At 63.9% G+C, this 18,940-nt stretch carries 15 protein-coding genes and 2 pseudogenes; 9 read left to right on the forward strand and 8 right to left on the reverse strand.

What is annotated here, in order from left to right; translation table 11 throughout:
• Nucleotides 1-261: 261 nt before the first annotated feature.
• From B3M58_RS22630 to B3M58_RS13925, 4 genes and pseudogenes are all read left to right on the forward strand, one after another.
• Nucleotides 262-999: pseudogene (locus B3M58_RS22630) on the forward strand (cache domain-containing protein); the annotation flags it as partial.
• Nucleotides 1,000-1,101: 102 nt separating this feature from the next.
• The gene (locus B3M58_RS22635; RefSeq protein ID WP_414704093.1) at nucleotides 1,102-1,857 is read left to right on the forward strand and encodes a methyl-accepting chemotaxis protein; all 756 of its coding nucleotides are present in this window, start codon (nucleotides 1,102-1,104) and stop codon (nucleotides 1,855-1,857) included.
• Nucleotides 1,858-1,947: 90 nt separating this feature from the next.
• Nucleotides 1,948-6,012 (forward strand): ATP-dependent RNA helicase HrpA, encoded by a 4,065-nt coding sequence (gene hrpA, locus B3M58_RS13920; protein WP_296219935.1) that lies wholly within the window; start codon nucleotides 1,948-1,950, stop codon nucleotides 6,010-6,012.
• 82 nt (nucleotides 6,013-6,094) lie between these two features.
• Nucleotides 6,095-6,622 carry a DUF3087 family protein gene (locus B3M58_RS13925; RefSeq protein ID WP_296219936.1) on the forward strand — a complete coding sequence of 176 codons (528 nt, stop codon included), beginning with the start codon at nucleotides 6,095-6,097 and terminating at the stop codon, nucleotides 6,620-6,622.
• 255 nt (nucleotides 6,623-6,877) lie between these two features.
• Here the strand turns inward: B3M58_RS13925 and B3M58_RS13930 are convergent, their stop codons facing one another.
• Together B3M58_RS13930 and B3M58_RS13935 are read right to left on the reverse strand one after the other, a co-directional pair.
• Complete coding sequence (locus B3M58_RS13930) at nucleotides 6,878-7,204, reverse strand: hypothetical protein (protein ID WP_296219938.1); 327 nt, start codon at nucleotides 7,202-7,204, stop codon at nucleotides 6,878-6,880.
• Between the two features lie 153 nt (nucleotides 7,205-7,357).
• Complete coding sequence (locus B3M58_RS13935) at nucleotides 7,358-8,410, reverse strand: GGDEF domain-containing protein (protein WP_296219940.1); 1,053 nt, start codon at nucleotides 8,408-8,410, stop codon at nucleotides 7,358-7,360.
• 190 nt (nucleotides 8,411-8,600) lie between these two features.
• Between B3M58_RS13935 and B3M58_RS13940 the strand changes: the two genes are divergently transcribed.
• On the forward strand, nucleotides 8,601-9,401 hold the full coding sequence (locus tag B3M58_RS13940) for a substrate-binding periplasmic protein (RefSeq protein WP_296219942.1): 801 nt from the start codon (nucleotides 8,601-8,603) through the stop codon (nucleotides 9,399-9,401).
• 3 nt (nucleotides 9,402-9,404) lie between these two features.
• Here the strand turns inward: B3M58_RS13940 and B3M58_RS13945 are convergent, their stop codons facing one another.
• Both B3M58_RS13945 and B3M58_RS13950 read right to left on the reverse strand, forming a co-directional pair.
• Nucleotides 9,405-9,977, reverse strand: coding sequence for a hypothetical protein (locus B3M58_RS13945; RefSeq protein ID WP_296219944.1), 573 nt, complete (start codon nucleotides 9,975-9,977; stop codon nucleotides 9,405-9,407).
• Nucleotides 9,978-10,078: 101 nt separating this feature from the next.
• Nucleotides 10,079-10,783, reverse strand: a pseudogene (locus B3M58_RS13950) (glutathione S-transferase N-terminal domain-containing protein).
• A gap of 105 nt (nucleotides 10,784-10,888) precedes the next feature.
• Here B3M58_RS13950 and B3M58_RS13955 point away from each other — a divergent pair.
• Both B3M58_RS13955 and B3M58_RS13960 read left to right on the forward strand, forming a co-directional pair.
• Nucleotides 10,889-11,326, forward strand: coding sequence for an HIT family protein (locus tag B3M58_RS13955; RefSeq protein ID WP_296219962.1), 438 nt, complete (start codon nucleotides 10,889-10,891; stop codon nucleotides 11,324-11,326).
• 119 nt (nucleotides 11,327-11,445) lie between these two features.
• Nucleotides 11,446-11,871, forward strand: coding sequence for a 3-isopropylmalate dehydratase (locus tag B3M58_RS13960; protein WP_296219964.1), 426 nt, complete (start codon nucleotides 11,446-11,448; stop codon nucleotides 11,869-11,871).
• A 200-nt stretch (nucleotides 11,872-12,071) separates the two neighbouring features.
• Here the strand turns inward: B3M58_RS13960 and B3M58_RS13965 are convergent, their stop codons facing one another.
• Both B3M58_RS13965 and B3M58_RS13970 read right to left on the reverse strand, forming a co-directional pair.
• The gene (locus tag B3M58_RS13965; protein WP_414704091.1) at nucleotides 12,072-14,375 is read right to left on the reverse strand and encodes an ATP-dependent DNA helicase; all 2,304 of its coding nucleotides are present in this window, start codon (nucleotides 14,373-14,375) and stop codon (nucleotides 12,072-12,074) included.
• The gene (locus B3M58_RS13970) at nucleotides 14,372-16,009 is read right to left on the reverse strand and encodes a VRR-NUC domain-containing protein (protein WP_296219965.1); all 1,638 of its coding nucleotides are present in this window, start codon (nucleotides 16,007-16,009) and stop codon (nucleotides 14,372-14,374) included. Before B3M58_RS13970 ends, B3M58_RS13965 begins: the two co-directional genes overlap by 4 nt.
• A gap of 271 nt (nucleotides 16,010-16,280) precedes the next feature.
• Between B3M58_RS13970 and trhA the strand changes: the two genes are divergently transcribed.
• Together trhA and B3M58_RS13980 are read left to right on the forward strand one after the other, a co-directional pair.
• Nucleotides 16,281-16,898 carry a PAQR family membrane homeostasis protein TrhA gene (gene trhA / locus B3M58_RS13975; protein WP_296220123.1) on the forward strand — a complete coding sequence of 206 codons (618 nt, stop codon included), beginning with the start codon at nucleotides 16,281-16,283 and terminating at the stop codon, nucleotides 16,896-16,898.
• Nucleotides 16,899-16,971: 73 nt separating this feature from the next.
• Entirely contained in the window at nucleotides 16,972-17,409 is a 438-nt protein-coding gene (locus B3M58_RS13980; RefSeq protein ID WP_296219966.1) for a nucleoside deaminase, read from the forward strand.
• A gap of 186 nt (nucleotides 17,410-17,595) precedes the next feature.
• Here B3M58_RS13980 and B3M58_RS13985 read toward each other — a convergent pair whose 3' ends face one another.
• Both B3M58_RS13985 and hutC read right to left on the reverse strand, forming a co-directional pair.
• A complete protein-coding gene (locus B3M58_RS13985; RefSeq protein WP_296219967.1) occupies nucleotides 17,596-18,009 on the reverse strand; it encodes a hypothetical protein in 414 nt (137 codons plus the stop codon).
• Between the two features lie 128 nt (nucleotides 18,010-18,137).
• A complete protein-coding gene (gene hutC / locus B3M58_RS13990) occupies nucleotides 18,138-18,848 on the reverse strand; it encodes a histidine utilization repressor (protein WP_296219968.1) in 711 nt (236 codons plus the stop codon).
• Between the last annotated feature and the right edge of the window lie 92 nt (nucleotides 18,849-18,940).

Genomic DNA, 18,940 nt, shown 5'->3' on the forward strand with positions numbered 1-18,940 from the left:
ATTGCCCCCGATAACGGCCATTTGAGGTGCGGTCACGCCGCGATGGCCTGAATCTTCCCCGACGATTTTACGGCTGGTCCGACCAGTTTTTGTGTTTCTCTATTTTTATGACGCCAGGATATCGGCAATATGCCATTCCTTTAATTCCCTCATGTTGCAGGTGCCGTGACCATGTTCGCCCGACTGCGTTTGCGCTCCAAAGTCTTGCTGTTGGCCCTCGGCCCTATCTGCCTGCTGACCCTGCTGCTCTCCAGCATCGCCATGGTGGTGCTCGACAACCTGGCCGCCCAGCAGGAGGCGCAGACCCGCGCCAAGCTGGTGGAGGATCGCAAGAGCGAGATCAAGCAGTACGTCGAGCTGGCGCTGAACGCCATCGCCCCGCTGTACCAGGCCTCGGCCGACGGCGACCTGGCGGCGCGCGACGAGGCGGTGCAGGTGCTCAAGCGCCTGTCCTACGGCGTCGACGGCTACTTCTGGGGCTATGACACCGGCATCCGCCGGGTGCTGCAGGGCAACACCGACGACAAGATCGGCGAGGACTTCAGCGGCTACCGCGACCCCAACGGCGTCTACGCCATCCGCGAGCTGGTGCGGGCCGGCATGGATAACAGCCACTACGTCGACTACAGCTTCGTGCTCGGCGACGGCCAGGAACTGGTGGCCAAGGTGGGCTATGCCCACTACCTGCCGAAGTGGAAGCTGGTGTTCGGCACCTCGGTCAACCTCGATGGCGTCGAGCGCGACGTGCAACTGGCCCGCGACGAGTTCCAGCGCAGCACCGACCACCTGTTGCTGGTGATGATCGGTTCGGCCGTCGGCCTGCTGTTGGTGCTGACGCTGCTGGCCCTGCCGCTGGCGGCGTCGATCACCCGGCCGGTGCAGCTGATCAAGGCCAACCTCGACGACATGGCCGCTGGCGACGGCAACCTGACCCATCGCCTGCCGGTCACCAGCCGTGACGAGTTGGGCGAGCTGTCCGCCTCGTTCAACCGCTTCGTCGAGAAGATTCACCTGCTGGTGCAGCAGGTGGCCGGCACCACCGGCAGCCTGTCCGGGCTGGTCGGTGCCGTGGCCAGCCAGGCGCAGCGCTCCGAGCAGGCCATGGAGCGGCAACGCCACGAGACCGATCAGGTCGCCACGGCGATCAACGAGATGTCCGCCGCCGCCCAGGAAGTGGCGCAGAGCGCCCAGCGCGCGGCCGAGGCGGCGCGCGATACCGACGCCGAAGGCCAGTCGGCCAAGCGCGTGGTCGATCAGAGCGTGCAGTCCATCCACCACCTGGTGGGCGAGGTGCGTGCCAGCAGCGAATCGCTGGAAACCCTGCGCCAGGACGTACAGGGCATCGTCAGCGTGCTCGAAGTGATCCGCGCCATCGCCGACCAGACCAACCTGCTGGCGCTCAATGCCGCCATCGAAGCTGCCCGCGCCGGGGAGGCGGGGCGCGGTTTCGCCGTGGTCGCCGACGAGGTGCGCGCCCTGGCCAGCCGCACCCAGCAGAGCACCGGCGAGATCCAGGGCATGATCGACCGCCTGCAGAACACCACCGGCGAGGCCGTGACCACCATGCAGCGCGCCAGCCAGATGGGCGATAGCACCCGCGAGCAGGCCAATCGCGCCGGCGCCTCGCTGGATGCCATCGCCCAGTTGATCGGCACCATCAACTCGATGAACGCGCAGATCGCCAGCGCCGCCGAGGAGCAGACCGCGGTGGCCGAGGAGATCAACCGCAGCGTGCACCAGATCGCCGTGGCTGTAGACGGCGTGGCCAACGACGCCGTTGAGGGCGCGCAGACCTCCCGCGACCTCAACGGCCTGGGCGAACGCCTGCAGCGCCTGGTGGGGCAGTTCCAGATCTGACGCGGCTGGCTGCGGCGTCGACGGCGGTCGTCTTGGCTGGGGCAAATCTGCGACAATTGCGCCCTTTGCCGCCATCGCCAAAGCCCTCTGATGATCGATTCGCCTGCCTCGTTCGACCAACTGCTGAAAAACCTCGACCAGACCCTGCTGGGCGACCGGCATCGCCTGCGCCGGCAGTTGCATGAATTGCGCAAGCAGAGCCCGGTGGACGAGGCCAAGCTCACGCAGTGGCTGCAGCGCTTCGAGGCGTCCCGGGCCAAGGTCGAGGCGCGCCGGCTGAGTGTGCCTGTTATGCGTTACGACGATGCGCTGCCGATTGCCGCCAAGCGCGACGAGATCAAGGCCGCCATCAGCCAGCATCAGGTAGTGGTGATCGCCGGGGAAACCGGTTCGGGCAAGACCACCCAGTTGCCGAAGATCTGCCTGGAGCTGGGGCGTGGCGTGCATGGTTTGATCGGCCACACCCAGCCGCGCCGCCTGGCTGCGCGCAGCGTGGCGACTCGGGTTGCCGAGGAAATCGGTACGCCCCTGGGCGAACTGGTCGGCTATCAGGTGCGCTTCGAGGATCAGAGCAACGAGCGCAGCCTGATCAAGCTGATGACCGACGGCATCCTGCTGGCGGAAACCCAGCACGACCGCTACCTGGAAAAGTACGACACGATCATCGTCGACGAGGCTCACGAACGCAGCCTGAATATCGACTTCCTCCTGGGTTTCCTGAAGACCCTGCTGGTGCGTCGCCCCGATCTCAAGCTGATCATCACCTCGGCGACCATCGACCTGCAGCGTTTCTCCAAGCATTTCGGTGGGGGCGGCCTTCCCGATGCACCTATTGTCGAGGTGTCCGGCCGTACCTTCCCGGTGGACACCTGGTACCGACCGCTGACGGCCGAGCAGGACGAAGACGGCAATCGCGTCGAAGAAGATTTGTCCGTCGACCAGGCGCTGCTCGCCAGCCTGGATGAAATCAGCGCCTTTGAGAAAGCCGAGGGCAAGCGCCCCGGCGATGTGCTGGTGTTTCTGCCTGGCGAACGCGAGATTCGTGACGCCGCCGAGGTGCTGCGCAAGGCCAACCTGCGCCTAACCGAGGTGCTGCCGCTGTATGCGCGGCTGACCCCGGCCGAGCAGCAGAAGATTTTCGCGCCCATGGGCGCACGCAAGATCGTCCTGGCCACCAACGTCGCCGAGACCTCGCTGACCGTGCCCGGTATCCGCTATGTGATCGACAGCGGCACCGCACGGATCAGCCGCTACAGCTACCGCGCCAAGGTGCAGCGCCTGCCCATCGAGGCCGTGTCCCAGGCCAGCGCCAATCAGCGCAAGGGCCGTTGCGGGCGGGTCGAGCCGGGCATCTGCATTCGCCTGTACAGCGAGGAAGACTTCAACGGCCGCCCGGCCTTTACCGACCCGGAGATTCTGCGCACCAACCTGGCCGCGGTGATTCTGCAGATGCTCCATCTGCGCCTCGGCGAGATCGAGGCTTTTCCCTTTATCGAACCGCCGGATGGCAAGGCCATCAGCGATGGTTTCAACCTGCTGCAGGAGCTTTCGGCGGTTAATCGCGAGGGCCAACTGACGCCGTTGGGTCGCCAGCTGGCGCGCCTGCCGGTGGACCCGCGCCTGGGGCGCATGGTGCTGGAAGGCGCCAAGCAGGGCAGCCTGGAAGAAATCCTGATCATTGCCAGTGCGCTGTCGGTGCAGGATGTGCGCGAGCGGCCGTCTGACCGCCAGCAGGCCGCCGACCAGGCTCACGCGCAGTGGAAGGACGTCGATTCTGACTTCGCTGCGCTGATCAACCTGTGGCGCGGTTTCGAGGAACAGCGCCAGGCCCTGGGCAGCAGTGCGCTGCGCAGCTGGTGCCGGAAGAATTTCCTGAATTACCTCAGGCTGCGTGAGTGGCGCGACGCGCACCGCCAGCTGGTACTGATTACCCGTGATTTGCAGCTAGGCAAACCGGCGAGCGATGCGGGTAGGGGCGAGCCGCGCGCTAAAGAGCAGACGCCGACTACCCAGGACCGCCGGAATGCCGGACCACAGCTATCGGCGGCCCAGAAAGAAAAAGAGCTGGCCGAGAAGGACCAGGCCGCCCAGCGCGCCAAAGGTTACGCCGCCGTGCATAAGGCAATTCTCGCCGGTCTGCTCAGCCAGATCGGCCAGAAGACTGAAGACGGCGACTACCTCGGCGCGCGTCAGCGGCGTTTCTGGGTGCATCCATCATCGGGCCTAGGTAGAAAGCGGCCCACCTGGCTGATGGCCGCCGAGCTGGTGGAAACCACCAAGCTGTTCGCGCGCATGGTGGCCAAGATCGAGCCGGACTGGATCGAGCCGCTGGCCGGCCACCTGATCAAGAAAAACCACTTGGAGCCGCACTGGGAGAAGAAGCGCGGCCAGGTGGTGGCCTTCGAGCAGATCAGCCTCTACGGCCTGATCGTGGTCGGCCGCCGTCCGGTGCATTTCGGCCCCATCGAACCGGTGATCTGTCGCGAGCTGTTTATCCGCGAGGGCCTGGTGGGTGGCGAGATCAATTCGCGGGCCAAGTGCCTGACCGCCAATCGCCAGTTGCTGGAAAAGCTCGACGAGCTGGAAGCCAAGGCGCGCCGCCGCGACATTCTCGCCGATGATGAAACCCTGTTTGCCTACTACGAGGCGCGCCTGCCGGCGAACATCTACCAGAGCGCCACCTTCGATAGTTGGTACAAGACGGAAAGCGCGAAGAATCCGCAGCTGCTGCTGATGCGCGAAGAGGATGTGCTCGCCCGCTCGGCCTCCGAAGTCACCGCTGCGCAGTACCCGGACACCCTGCGCCTGGGCGAGCTGACCCTGCCGCTTACCTATCACTTCGAGCCCAACCACCCGCGTGACGGCGTGACCCTGCGCGTGCCCGCGCCGTTGTTGCCGCAACTGCCGCCTGAGCGCCTGGAATGGTTGGTGCCGGGGCTGTTGGAGGCCAAGTGCATGGCCCTGGTGCGCGGCCTGCCGAAGGCGCTGCGCAAAAACTTTGTACCGGTGCCGGATTTTGTCGGCGCGGCGCTGAGCAAGATCAGCTTTGCCGACGGCAGCCTTCCGGAAGCACTCGGCCGCGAGCTGACGCGTATGACCGGCACGCGGGTCAGCGACGAGGCCTGGGCTGAATCCGCTTCCCAGATCGAAAGCCATCTGCGGATGAATATCGAAGTGGTCGATAACCAGGGCAAACCCCTGGGTGAAGGTCGCGACCTGGCTGAGCTGACCGCGCGCTTTAGCGAAGCCACCCAGGCCGGCCTGGCCCTGCCGAAAACCGCCAAGAGCCAGCAACCGGTAGAGGCCAAGGCCTTTAGCGAAGTGGCGGCGAAGACCCAGCAACAGGTCGCTGGCCTGTCCATGACCGTCTACCCGGCACTGGTGGAAGAAGCGGGTGTGGTCAAGGAAGGGCGCTTCCCGACCCTGGCCGAAGCCGAGTTCCAGCATCGCCGTGCCTTGCAGCGTTTTCTGTTGCAGCAGTTGGCTGAGCAGGCGAAGTTTCTGCGCGGCAAACTGCCGGGGCTGACTGAGCTGGCGTTGCTCTACCGCGAGTTGGGCCGGGTCGACGCGCTGGTCGAAGACATTCTGCTGGCCAGCCTCGACAGCTGCATCCTCGAGGGCTGCGAGCCGCTACCGCGCGACGGCGCGGGTCTGGCTGCTCTGGCCGAACGCAAGCGCGGTGACTGGACCGGCGAAGCCGAACGCCTGGCCAAGCTGACGTTGGAGATTCTCAAGCTGTGGCATGGCTTGCAGAAGCGCTTCAAGGGCAAGATCGACCTGGCCCAGGCCATGGCGCTCAACGACATCAAGCTGCAACTGAGCAATCTGGTCTATCCCGGCTTCGTCCGCGAAACCCCGGCCGAATGGCTCAAGGAAGTGCCGCGTTATCTCAAGGCCATCGAACAACGCCTGGACAAAATCGCCGGCCAGCTGCAGCGCGACCGCGTCTGGGCCGGCGAGTTGGCCGGTTACTGGGAGCAGTATCAGGCGCGCCTGGGCAAACACGGCCAGGAAGGCAAGCGCGACCCGCAGCTCACCCTGTACCGCTGGATGCTTGAGGAATACCGGGTGTCACTGTTCGCCCAGCAGCTGGGCACCAAGCTAGCGGTGTCGGATAAACGCCTAAGCAAGCAGTGGGGCGCGGTGGAAGCCTGAGCATCGGTGTGTGAGCTGATGCGCGTTGTCTACCCGACTGCTGAGCCTGCCTCAATAACCCTTCTGGAGCGTGACCGCCTTGATGTTCGAAATCGAAGCCTGCAATGCCGAAAACTACCGCAAGCAAACGCGGCGGATCACCCTGGTCATCGCGGCGATCTTCGTGGTGCTCGCTCTGCTGCTGTCCAGCCTGGCGGTGACGTTGTTCGGCGCGGCCGGCGGCGACAATTTTCGCTGGAACCTGGCCGGCGTGCTGCTCGCTCTGGTGCTGACCATCGCCCTGGTGCGGTTCAAGTTGTGGTCGCTGCCCTGGATGGCGCCAGCGGTCTACGGCTGGCGGCTCAAGCGCAGTCTGATGCGCGTGACCAATGTCATGCACCATGTCAAAGCCGGCGTCGCCGCTGGCGATCCCACGGCGATGAAGCTGCTGCGCTTCTACCACCTGGGGGTGACGCAGATGTACCAGTTGGACGGTAATTCCAGCGATCTCAGCCAGATGCTGCGGGAAATCGACCAGCACCAGGCAAGCATGCAGGCGCAGGGACTGGAGGTGAGCCAGCCGCGCCTGGACCCGGCCTGGTTGGCGGCGGTAAAGCAGGCCGATAATTAGGGTCTGCGATTAGCCAATCTCGGCTGCTCGGCGTCCGCCGCCGTGGGTATGACCTTGGGCTGGACAGTCCGGAAGAGGGCCGAGGCGCCGGCGGATGCCACGCCGTTGAAGGCCGGCAGAGGCTCTTAACGCAGAAGCCGCCGCTGCACTGTCGCGGCGCCGGTATTGCTAAGCGCGACCCATGGCCGCGCAGCGATACAGGTCACCCTGTGGCATGCCGGCTAATCAGCCATGTTGTCGCGATATCGACACCGCTCAATCGTCGTCATCGTCATTATCGCGCTCGCACTTGACCTCTTTCTTGAACTCGTCGTACTTGGCTTCGATTTTCACCTTGCAGCCACGATCCCAGTACTCGTCCTTCCACTCGCCACGACGCCAGTGCGCGCCACGGCCATTTGGACATTTGATCTCTTCCTTGTAATCGTCGCCGTCGGATTCACGCTTGACCTTGCATGGCCCATCGCGGAATTCCTCTTCCCACTCGTCATCGTCGTCGCGATGGTCAGCCAGCGCCGGGGCCAGCAGGCCGCAGGACATCGCCACTACCATCGACAAACCCAGTACGGTGTTCACCGTCATCTCACCACCTCGTTATGGAAAACGCCGTCAGGGCGGCCGCCGGATTGCCTGGCGTTATGACCTCGCACGAGGTTGTTTTATCCCTGGGCAGGGCGAGCTCAGCGAAATTGTCCGGGGATTATCTGCCGGTTGGCCGGGCGGGTTGCGCCGCTGCTAGCGAGCCGGCTCCAGCTCGCCGAGTTGCGGCTCGTCCGCGGCGATCACGCGGTTGCGGCCGGTGTGTTTGGCTGCGTAGGTACGCCGGTCGGCGGCTTTCATCAGTTGATCGAGGCTTGTGCCGTCCGCGCCGAGGCAGGCCACGCCGGCGCTGAGGGTCATATTCAAGGCTGTCTCGCCTAGCATCAGGGGCGATGCGGCGAGACGCAGGCGCAGGTTTTCGGCAATCTCGGTCGCCTGGGTCATGTCGGCATGCGGCAACAAGACGGCGAACTCTTCGCCGCCAAGCCGGCAGAACAGGTCGGTGTTGCGCAGGCGTTCACGCAGGACCCTGACCAGGTGGCAAAGCGCCTGATCGCCGCTGTCATGGCCGTGCTGGTCATTGATTTGCTTGAAGTGGTCGATATCGAGAAACACCAGTGCCAGGGGTGAGCCCGCACGTTGTGCATGGGCGCTTTCGCGCTGGAAGACTTCGCTCAGTTTGGTGCGATTGGCCAGGCCGGTCAGGCTGTCGGTACTGGCCAGTTGCAGCAGGCGCTGTTCGTTGTCCAGGCGGCTGCGCTCATAGATGTGCGAGAACAGCAGCATGGCCAGGCTCGCCAGGGATATGTTGGCGATGACCGTGATGTTGGTCAGGTAGTCGTCGCTGATGTAGCGGTAATTGAATGCCAGCAGACCGATGCCGATAAACAGTATCGCTACCCGGAAGCCCAGGTGCAGGCCAAGCAGCAGGTAACAGATGATCGGAATGGTCTGAATCCAGGCGAAAACCGCGAAGCTGGTCTTGGGCAGCAGCAGCGACACCATCATGATGCTGAAGAAGGGCAGCAGGTAAACCAGGGTCCAGGTGCGCAGATGTGGTGTGCGATCGATGATGCACAGCAAAAACAGCGAGAAGCAGGCGTACCCGCCTTCCAGAACGACCAGCAGCCAAATCTCGCGCAGGGTATTCAGGATGCTGAAAAATACCCCGCCGACCAGGGTGGTCCACAGCAATGCCTTGAGCACCATGCGTCGATGGCGCTCATTGGTTTCCAATCGTTCAGGCATGCCAGATCCTTGTCTTACCCTGAAGGCAGCAATCAAGGCATAACGCTATTGCGCTTACCCGGCGATGTCCAGCGCCAGCGCGCGGCAGATGCTGTGCAAGGCCAGACCGCTGGCCAATATTGAGGGCATACAACGGCCTGCGTGTTCTCTAGACTCTGGTCAGTGATTTTGGTGAAGGCGAGCGCTGAACATGGGGCGTATGGGTAATGGCGTAGCGGCGCGGCTGTTTCACCCCTTCTCGTTGTTGATCTGGCTGCTGGCGATTGTGCTGCCGGGCAGTGTCCTGGGTTGTGAAAAAACCTTGCGTTGGGAGGATGATCCACCGTTCAGCATGCAGCTCGCCAACGGTGAAATCGGCGGCATCTACGTCGACAGCAACCGCCTGGTGCTCAAGCGTCTGGGTTGCCAGGTGCGTTTGGTCAAGTTGCCCTGGGCGCGGGCGCTCAAGGAGCTGGAACTGGGGCGCCTGGACGTCCTGCCCGGTGCGTTCAGAAAGCCGGAGCGCGAGCAATATGCTTACTTCTCTGGGCCGTTCGGTAAACCGTCACGCAATATCCTGTTCATGCACAAGGACGCCCTGGCGCGTTATCCGATCCGCCATCTGCCGGAACTGCGCGACAGCGATTTGCGCCTTGGTGCGCAGATCGGTGTGTCCTACGGTGAGGCCTACCAGCAACTGATGGGCCACCAGAACTTCGCCGCGCGCGTGAGTTTCAGCGCCAACCGCAACAACCTCTGGCAGATGATTGCGCACCGGCGCATCGACGGCGTAATTGCCGACGAGCTCACCGGGATCTACGAAATCCGTCAGCTGGGTTTGGACCAGGCGATCAGCGCCACGCAGGTGGTGGTGGCCAACGAGGCCTCGGAGGTCGCGCTCAGCAAGCGCAGCAACACCCAGGCCTTTGTCACGCAGTATCGCCTGGGCCTCGAACGCTTGGTCGAGGACGGCAGTCACGCGCACATCGTGCAGCACTATCTCGACAATTGAGCCTCAGTTCAGCCTGAAACGGGCCAGCTCCTGAGCCGACAACACACGCATCTTGTGCGGCTCGATGCGTTGCATCTCGCCCGCCAGTTGGCTCGCGACGTTCATTTCGCGAAAGTAGGCCTGCGCGTTGTAACGCATGCGGCTCTGTTGCGACTGCGCCAGGGCCGAGTCGCCGCTGGGGAAGTACGGGCGATGGAGGCCGACATGGCCGTTGACGGTCTTTTTGTGGCCCGCGGCCAGCAAGTAAACACAGCTGCCCTGGCAGACGCCGGTGGCAGGCACCAGTGCATCGAAGCCCAGTTCGCGCAGCAGGCGGCCCATGCGGATCGCTTCGGGTGCGCTGCCGCCAATATTGTCGAGCAGCACAAGCTTGCGGGAGAACGTGCCTGGGTTGGCTTTGATGCCTTGTAGCAGGGCTTCGTAGTCGCCCGGGGCGATGTCTTCGGAGACCTTGACGGCGAGTACCGATCCGAGGGCGTGGTGTTGTGCGGCCTCAACCTCGACCTTGGCGAGCGTGGCAAGCGAACAAAGCGCCAAGGCGCAGAAGAGGGTGGCCTGAGTGAGGGGGTTGCGCATGAAACCGACTCGTTCTGAATTGAAGGTGATCAGGCCGCGACGATAACGGCTGCCGAGGTTTTGCGCACGCAGTCCGTCTTCGCTGATTGCTCTGCGCTGGTTCAGTCGCGCAGGGGGATCGCCAAGCCGCGTATCACCGCTGGCCGGGCCACGAACTGTGCCAGCACCCGCTGCACATTGCCGAAGCGCTCGAACTGCACCAGCTCGCCGGCGTCATAGAAGCCAATCAGATTGCGCACCCAGGGGAAGGTGGCGATGTCGGCGATGCTGTAGGTGTCGCCCATGAGCTACTGGCGGCCTTGCAGGCGCTGGTCGAGGACGCCGAGCAGGCGTTTGCACTCGTCGACATAGCGGTCGCGCGGGCGTTTGTCCGGGTAGTCCTTGCCGGCGAATTTATGGAAGAAGCCGAGCTGACCGAACATCGGGCCAATGCCGCCCATCTGGAACATCAGCCACTGCAGGGTTTCGTAGCGCGCGGCGGGATCGATGGGGAGGAGCTGGCCGGTTTTCTCGGCGAGGTAGAGCAGGATCGCCCCGGATTCGAACAGCGCCAGCGGTTGCCCGCCGGGGCCGTTGGGGTCGAGGATCGCGGGGATCTTGTTATTGGGATTGAGCGAGAGAAATTCCGCCGAGAGCTGCTCGTTGCGTTCGAAACTCACCAGATGCGGCTCGTAAGGCAGGCCGGTTTCTTCCAGCATGATCGACACCTTGACGCCGTTGGGCGTCGGTAGCGAGTAGAGCTGTAAGCGCTCGGGCTGGCTGGCGGGCCATTTGGCGGTGATGGGGAACGCGGCGAGGGTTGGCATACGGGCTCCAGTCGAATTGGCGAAAACGCCAGAATAGCCGGCGTTGCCCGCCGGGTCATGTGCCGGCTATGGTGCGCCATCGACCACTGGTAATGGAGACCCTAGATGAGCCTGTACGGCGATTACGATGCGCAGAACGTGTTTGCCCAGATCATTCGCGGCGAGGCGCCGTGCTTCAAACTGTACGAGGACGACGATGTGCTCGCCTTCCTCGACCTGTTTCCGCAGTCCTACGGGCATACCCTGGTGATCCCCAAGCGCGCGGCGGCGCGTAATCTTCTGGAGATCGATGCGGACAACCTGGGCAGGCTGATGCGTGTGGTGCAGCGGCTCACCCAAGTGTTGGTGGACGAGCTGCAACCGGACGGCGTGCAGGTGGCGCAATTCAACGGCGCACCGGCCGGGCAGACGGTGTTTCACATTCATGTGCACATCGTCCCGCGCTTTGCCGGCCAGGGCCTGGGCATGCACGCCAGCAGCAAGGCCGATCCGGCCGAGCTTGAGCGGTTGCAAGCACGCTTGCTGCAGCGTATTCGCGCCTGAGACAACGTGCGCAGGCTGGCAAAGCGAAAGCCAGACGGGTTTGTTTGCCGCTATCACTTGAGCCAATGCCCGCCTGCGCCAATACTCAGTCGGCATTCTTTGCGCCCATGGAGGGCCCCATGCGATTGATCTTTGCCGTTCTGCCCCTGCTGGCGCTGGCTGGCTGCTCGTCCTATCAGGCTGATCCCGACAAAGTGACCCAGGTGCCCAGCGACCGTGTGCTGGCCTACCAGCAGCCGGCACAGAACACCGGACAGATTGTGGTCAACCGCGATCTCGGCATGCTCGGTGGCGGCTGTTACGTGGCCGTATTGGTCGATCGCCAGGTTGCTGCGCGCATCGCTATTGGCGAGGCGGTCAGCCTGCATGTGCCGCCGGGTAACCGGGTGCTGGGGATTGGCATCGACAAGCAGGACGATACGCTCTGCGGCATGGGCCGCTTGCGCCGCGAAGTGGCGGTACGGGTGACGGAGGGCGAGAGCCAGCAGTTCCGCATCGTCAGTCAGAACAAGGGCGGGTTCGATATCAAACCGGTTACGCCCTGATCGCTCGGCGAGGCCTCGTCTGAGGTCTCGCCATCACTTGGCCTGCGTGGCATGGCGTTTTAGCCGTCGCCGCGCTGCCGTCTCGACGGTGTTCGCGGATCAATCCGCGCTGTTTTATTCGCCGTCTAGGCGGTAGATAGCCGTGAAAAGCCTGGCAACCGCTAGGGTTTTTATCGCGGTTGAGCAGCAGTCGATGCGCTTTACAGCGGTGCGCTCAACAGCGGCAAGCGGCAGCGATCCACCTGCCACCAGGTCGGCAGCAGGCGGCGAATGGCCGGCTGGTTGAAGCGGTCGTCGATCAGGTAGACCACGCCCTGGTCCTGCTGGGTGCGAATCACCCGGCCGGCGGCCTGTACGACTTTTTGCAGGCCGGGGTAGAGGTAGGTGTAGTCATAGCCGCTGCCGAACATGACCTGCATGCGTTGTTTGATCTCTTCGTTGACCGGGTTGATCTGCGGCAGGCCGAGGGTGGCGATAAACGCGCCGATCAGACGGTCGCCAGGCAGGTCGATGCCTTCGCCGAAAGCGCCGCCGAGCACGGCGAAACCGATGCCCTGACCACCGCTGCTGAACCGCTCGAGAAACTGCTGGCGTTGGCTTTCGTCCATCTGCCGCGATTGCTCCCACACCGGCACCTGCGGGTGTGCTTCGCTGAAGGTTTCCAGCGCCAGACGCAGGTAGGCATAGCTGCTGAAAAACGCCAGGTAGTTGCCGGGCCGGGCGGCAAACTGGCGGGCCATCAGCGCGGCAATCGGCGCCAGCGAATAGTCGCGGTGCACGTAGCGGGTGGACAGGTTGCTGACCGCCTGTACCTGCAACTGCGTGGCGCTGAACGGCGATTCGACATCGATCCACGGCGTGTTCGGCGGCAGGCCGAGCAGGTCGGCGTAGTAATGCGCCGGGCTCAGGGTCGCGGAAAACAGCGTGCTGCTGTGGGCCGCGTCGAAACGCGGTGCGAGGAACGGCGCCGGGACGATATTGCGGATGCACAGGGTCGACAGCGAGCGCCCGCCGTGCTCCTCGTTGCGCTTGATATCGAACAGCGAATGCGCGCCGAAGGCTTCGGCGAGGCGACAGAACAGCATGGCGTTCAGGTAGAAATGCAGCAGCTCGGCATCGTTGCCGGTCGGCTGGTCGGTGAGGTGGTCGGTGAGGCTGCTGACGGCTTTTTGCAGCGCCATGATGAACAGGTCGGGCGCCGCCGGGTACACCTGATACGCCGCCTCCTGATCTTGTTGCAGTTGCTGCCAGTGGCGGTTGACCCGCTCCAGCGGCGCTTTCAGCACCGCCGGGGCGATCAGGCGCAGGGCATTGAAGCTGGCCTGATCGAGTTCGGCGGTGTACATGCTGCGCGCACGCTCGATCAGGTTGTGCGCTTCGTCCACCAGCAGGGTCACGCGCCATTCGTTGAGCAGGGTCAGGCCATAGAGCAGGCCGCCCATGTCGAAGTAATAGTTGTAATCGCACACCACCACGTCGGCCCAGCGGCAGAGTTCCTGGCTCAGGTAGTAGGGGCAGACCCGATGCGCCAGGGCGGCTTCGCGCACGCTGTCCTGGCTCAGCCATTGGCGTTCCAGTGCGGCCTGGCGCGCGGCCGGCAGGCGGTCGTAAAAGCCCTTGGCCAATGGGCAGGAGTCGCCATGGCAGGCTTTGTCCGGGTGTTCGCAGGCTTTGTCGCGCGCCACATGTTCCAGCACCCGCAGCGGCATGGCGGTTTCCTGGCTGCGCAGGGTCGCCAGCGCATCCAGGGCCAGGCGCCGGCCAGGGGTTTTGGCGGTGAGGAAGAACAGGCGGTCGAGTTGTTGCTCCGGGAACGCCTTGAGCTGCGGAAACAGCGTGCCGAGGGTCTTGCCGATGCCTGTGGTCGCCTGGGCCATCAGGCTGTGGCCGTCGCGGGCGGCGCGGTACACCGACTCGGCCAACTGGCGCTGGCCACTGCGAAACTGCGCATGGGGAAAACGCAGCCGCTCCAGCGCCTGGTTACGTGCCCGGCGGTGGTCGCGCTGCTGTTCGGCCCAGGCGATGAAACGGCTGCATTGCAGCTCGAAGAAGACGCGCAGTTCCTCGGCGGTACAGCTTTCATGGAAGGCGGTTTCGTGCTGGCTGAGCACGTTGAAGTAGACCACCGCGAGGTTGATCTCGCGCAACCCGCGCTCCTGGCACAGCAGCCAGCCGTAGACCTTGGCCTGGGCCCAGTGCAGCAGCCGATGGTTCTCGGGGATGCGCGCGATGTCGCCACGGTGGGTCTTGATCTCCTCCAGGCGGTTGTAATCCGGATCAAAACCGTCGGCCCGGCCGCGCACCTGCAACCCCTGGTATTCGCCACTGAGCGGCAGTTCGGCGTGATAACCGGGGCCGCGCCGGGCGACCACGATGGCGTGCCCGCTCATGCCTTCCTGGGCGGTGGGCGAGGGGGTGAAGCGTAAGTCGAGGTCGCCGACCTTGGCGGTGAACTCGCACAGCGCACGCACGGCGACCTGGTAGTGCAGAAGCCGTTGTTTCATGCCTCGGCCCACTGCACGTAACACACGTCCACCGGCATGCCGTGTTCGGCGCAGAACGCCAGCCAGCGCCGCTGGTTGTCTTGCAGGCGGTCGCCGGGGCCTTTCACCTCGATCATCCGGTAGCGCCGCTCGGCCGGCCAGAATTGGATCAGATCCGGCATGCCGGCGCGGTTGGCCTTGATGTCGAGCAACAGCCGGCCGAACCAGGCGCGCAGATGGGCGGCGGGCAGGCACTCGAGGGCGTGTTCGAGCAGCGTCTGATCGAGCGCGGCCCAGAACACGAACGGCGACTGGATACCGTACTTGTCCGCGTAGGTCTGGCGGATCGTTTGCTTGTAGGCCGGCGAGTCGAGCTGGGCCAGGCACGCGGCGAACCGCTCGGCGCGGCGGCTGTGAAAGTCCGCGCTAAGCAGGTCCACCGGGCCGGTGTGGAACGGGTGGAAAAATGCGCCCGGCAATGGCGCGAAGATCGCTTGCCAGCACAGCAGGCCGAACAGGCTGCAAATCAGGCTGTTCTCGACGTAGTGCACCGGCGCATCGTCAGTGTGCAGGTGCGCCTTGACGGCGAACTCGACGCTGTGCGCCTCGGGGCGCGGCAGGCACAGGTCGATCCGCTTGGCCGGCGCGCTGCGCGGTTTCGCCGGCTGCGCGACGCCGAGCTGCCGGCCCAGGCGCAGCAGCGCACGCTCCAGCAGTTGTGCTTCGGCCTCGCTTTGCGGGTGTTCGGCGGCGACTTGCGCCAGCGCAAAGGCCTCGGCAGGACGAGCGCTGCGTTCCAGTACGCGGATCTGCCGCTGGCGGGCGCCGGGATAGTGGCTGCCGGCATAGCAGGCCAGGGCGTGCTCCAGGTCGCCGGCGCGCTCCAATTGTTGGCCGAGGCGAAACAGCAGCTTGGCATGACGGCGGGCCAGAAACGGCTGCTCGTGCGGCGGCTCGCCGATCAGTGCAAGCACCTCGGCGATTGGCGCACCGGCCTCGAAGTGCTCCTGACAGCGGCGCAGGTGCAGGTAGCTGTCGACATCTTCGCGGCGGCGAAAACCCCGGGAGTCGGCGCTCAATTCCACGTTTTCGTAGCGAAAGATGCCGAGGTCGGCCAGCACGAACTCCGTCCAGTCCTGGTGCAGGTTACCGAAGAACATCAAGCGTAGGCGTTCGCAGAGTTCGCCGATGTGCAAGGTCAACACCTGCTCGTCGAGGCCAGGGCACCAACGGGCAAAGGGTTGTGGTTCGCAATACGGCTCGGCCAGGCGTTCGAACAGCTCGGCTTTCTTCAGCGCTTTGTGCGCCTGCGCGTTGAGGTGTTCGAGCAGTTCGTCCTTGCGCAGCAGGGCGAATAGCGCCTCCAGCGACAGCTCGGCGGCGTCGCTTATCCAGCCGGCCGCGAGCAACGGCTGGGCGGCGCGTCGCGGGCAACCGATCTCGGCGTAGTCCAGCTTGCTGGCGCGAAAGTGCGGGCCCTTGCGCATGATCATGCGCACCAGCAAGGCCTGGGCGGGCACCTCCAGCTCGGCGAACTGACGCAAAAACACCCGCTCGGGCTCTATCAGCAAGTCGTCATAGCGGTCTTGCAGCCAGGCCAGTGCCTTATGGAAGTTCGACAGGTAATAGAAGCGGGGATCGAGCTGGAACTGCATGGGCGCGCCGGACACTGGTTTTATATACAGATATCAGCGCGGCGCAGGCTTTGCAACGACCAGCGGATAAGAGGGGGTAAATAGAAGGGCGATGGCCCCGATTTGCATGAGCGTTTATGCCTCCAGCGGACGCTGGGCGGCATCAACAGAATGGCGACAGCGCCCGCAGCAGAGCCGCCAGCACGCACAGCGGATTGCTTGCAGCGGCGCGTGCTTTCAGCGATAAGCCTGGGGCACTCGCACAATCGCGGCCGTTTGGGGTTTGAGCACTATGTATCAGGGCGAGCGATTCAATGCCTGGACGCACTTGGTCGGCGCTGTGCTGGCCTGCATCGGCGCGGTCTGGTTGCTGGTGCTGGCGAGCCTGGATGGCGCGCCCGCGAAGATCGTCAGCGTTGCGATCTATGGCGTCACCTTGGTCTTGCTCTATAGCATTTCGACGGTTTACCACAGCGTGCAAGGGCCGGCGAAAGTGATCATGCGCAAGCTCGATCACCTGTCGATTTACCTGCTGATCGCCGGCAGCTACACGCCATTCTGCCTGGTGACGCTGCGCGGGCCGTGGGGCTGGACGCTGTTTGGCATCGTCTGGGGGTTGGCGTTGCTGGGCATGCTGCAAGAGCTCAAGCCGCGCTCCGAGGCGCGGGTGTTGTCCATCGTGATCTACGCGGTGATGGGCTGGATTGTGCTGGTCGCGGTCAAACCGCTGATCGCCGCGCTGGGGCTCGAAGGCTTTAGCTGGTTGGCCGCTGGCGGGGTGTTGTACACGGTGGGGATCATCTTCTTTGCCTACGACAGCCGTTTCCGTCATTGGCATGGCATCTGGCACCTGTTCGTGATCGCCGGCAGTTTGCTGCACTTTGTGGCGATCTTGTTCTACGTTGTGTAAGGCGCTCTGCTCCGTGCGCCGCTTTCGCGCAGATTACCGTGCTGTCAGGCACGTCAAACCTTGAGGAATCACCATGGACCCCTTCATGCAAGCGGCGATTGAGCAGGCGCAACAGGGCTTGGCCGAGGGCGGCATCCCGATCGGCTCTGTGATCGTGCACCAAGGCCGGATCATCGGTCGTGGACACAATCGACGGGTGCAGGAAGGCAGCGTGATCAAGCACGGCGAAATGGACGCGTTCGAAAATGCGGGCCGCCTGCCCGCGCAGACCTACCGCGAAGCGGTGCTCTACACCACGCTGTCGCCGTGCGCGATGTGCAGCGGCGCGATTCTGCTGTACGGCATCACGAAAGTGGTCATCGGTGAAAACCAGACGTTTATGGGCGAGGAGCAGTTGCTGCGTACGCGCGGCGTCGCGGTCGAGGTGCTGCAAGACGCAACCTGCGTGGCGCTGATGCAAGGCTTTATCGCCCGCCAGCCGGCGTTGTGGAACGAAGACATCGGCGAGTAAGGTCCAACGTCTGCAATAGCCTGCAAGGTCAGTGCGCCTCAGGGCACAGACGTGCTGCCGAGGCGCTGTTCAAGCCGTTTTAGAGGCGCCTCTCTGGCGCTGCGTTACGCGAAAAAGACCGCGTCTGCTGCGCTCATCAGCTGGCCAAGCCGCGCGTCAGGCCGGCCGGCACGCCACCCGCTGCGCTCAATCCAGCAGTTCATCGTCGCGGATCAGGGTGCACAGCCTGCCGTGCTCATCTTCGTTGCAGTCGTGCACGTAGAACATCACGACTTCGCCCAGCCCTGGCATGGTCGCTACGTAATCGCCAATCTCCGGAACGAAGAAACCAGCGGTTGCCGGTTTGGCTTCGCACTCGATATAAGCGTTGATAAACAGCTCGGGGGCGCTGTCGCCGAAAAACTCGCTGCGTTCGTGCTCATCCCAGTCGGCGGGGGCTGCGAATACGCCGGTGAAGAGGATTTTGGCATCGCCCAGATCCTCTTCTTCGGCCTCGGGGTCATCGTCGTCCGAGCGGTAGACGGTGCAGTCCTGGGCATCCGGGTGTTGCAGGATCGCCAGCCGAGCAGCGAGGCGTTTTGGTTGATCGATTGGGGGCACGGGACTCTCCGCTGTCGTGGTATCGGGTTGCAAGTGTAGCGCTGCCCAAGGCGGATAGGGCGTTGCCCGTCAGCCGCTGTCGTGGCCCATTCAATACTGCCGACCCGCTGGGCGCGCCACTGCGCCATTCAGCCGCGCGGCATTGCCGAGCGCAGCTTGTAACGGTCGCCGGGATGGATCAGACGGGCATAACTGATCAGGTGTTCGTCTGACCAGGTTCGCCGGATCATGCTCAGGCAGGGCGTGGCGGTGTCGATGGCCAGCCATTCGGCTGTCTGGGCATCGACCAATACGGCTTCGACCACGTGCTCGACGACCGAGATCGGGCAGGTGGCCACGAGAATTTCGTTGGGCGTCTGCCGGGAAAAATCGGTCGCCAGGTAGTTGGGCACCCAGCGCGGGTTGACGTAGCGGTCTTCGAGTTGGATCGGCACGCTGTTTTCGCGGTGCACCAGGATGCTGTGGAACGTCGGGGTGCCGAGGCGAACGCCCAGGCGCAGGGCCACTTCATCGTCGGCATCGATGGCCTCGCAGCGCAGGATGTCGTTGCTGTAGTGGTTGCCGCGGTTGCGCACTTCGGCGGCGATGTTCAGCACTTCGTGCAGTGACGATTCGGCCTTGCGGTCGGTGACGAAGGTGCCCAGCCCGGCCTGGCGAATCAGGTAGCCCTTTTGCACCAGGTCGCGGATCGCCTTGTTGGCGGTCATGCGGCTGACGCCGAAGTCGCGGGCCAGCTGTTCTTCCGGTGGAATCTGGTGGTGAGCCGGGTAGGCGCCACTGTTGATCCGTTCGAGCAGATGCGCCTCGATCACCTTGTAGCGCGGGGGTGTGCTGGTCACTGCGGCTCCTTGGGTTGCGCCCGGTGCGCGAATCATAACGCGTCCACATGAGGGTAGGTTGGCTCGGGCGGCGCGCCGTTGAGGAGCCTGCA

This window comes from Pseudomonas sp. UBA2684, assembly GCA_002354655.1.
Lineage (GTDB): Bacteria > Pseudomonadota > Gammaproteobacteria > Pseudomonadales > Pseudomonadaceae > Aquipseudomonas.

Coding starts and splice junctions, on each gene's coding strand:
- B3M58_RS22635 (WP_414704093.1), top strand. CDS start 1,102: ATGGAGCGGCAACGCCACGAGACCGATCAGGTCGCCACGGCGATCAAC.
- hrpA (WP_296219935.1), top strand. CDS start 1,948: ATGATCGATTCGCCTGCCTCGTTCGACCAACTGCTGAAAAACCTCGAC.
- B3M58_RS13925 (WP_296219936.1), top strand. CDS start 6,095: ATGTTCGAAATCGAAGCCTGCAATGCCGAAAACTACCGCAAGCAAACG.
- B3M58_RS13930 (WP_296219938.1), bottom strand. CDS start 7,204: ATGACGGTGAACACCGTACTGGGTTTGTCGATGGTAGTGGCGATGTCC.
- B3M58_RS13935 (WP_296219940.1), bottom strand. CDS start 8,410: ATGCCTGAACGATTGGAAACCAATGAGCGCCATCGACGCATGGTGCTC.
- B3M58_RS13940 (WP_296219942.1), top strand. CDS start 8,601: ATGGGGCGTATGGGTAATGGCGTAGCGGCGCGGCTGTTTCACCCCTTC.
- B3M58_RS13945 (WP_296219944.1), bottom strand. CDS start 9,977: ATGCGCAACCCCCTCACTCAGGCCACCCTCTTCTGCGCCTTGGCGCTT.
- B3M58_RS13955 (WP_296219962.1), top strand. CDS start 10,889: ATGAGCCTGTACGGCGATTACGATGCGCAGAACGTGTTTGCCCAGATC.
- B3M58_RS13960 (WP_296219964.1), top strand. CDS start 11,446: ATGCGATTGATCTTTGCCGTTCTGCCCCTGCTGGCGCTGGCTGGCTGC.
- B3M58_RS13965 (WP_414704091.1), bottom strand. CDS start 14,375: ATGAAACAACGGCTTCTGCACTACCAGGTCGCCGTGCGTGCGCTGTGC.
- B3M58_RS13970 (WP_296219965.1), bottom strand. CDS start 16,009: ATGCAGTTCCAGCTCGATCCCCGCTTCTATTACCTGTCGAACTTCCAT.
- trhA (WP_296220123.1), top strand. CDS start 16,281: ATGTATCAGGGCGAGCGATTCAATGCCTGGACGCACTTGGTCGGCGCT.
- B3M58_RS13980 (WP_296219966.1), top strand. CDS start 16,972: ATGGACCCCTTCATGCAAGCGGCGATTGAGCAGGCGCAACAGGGCTTG.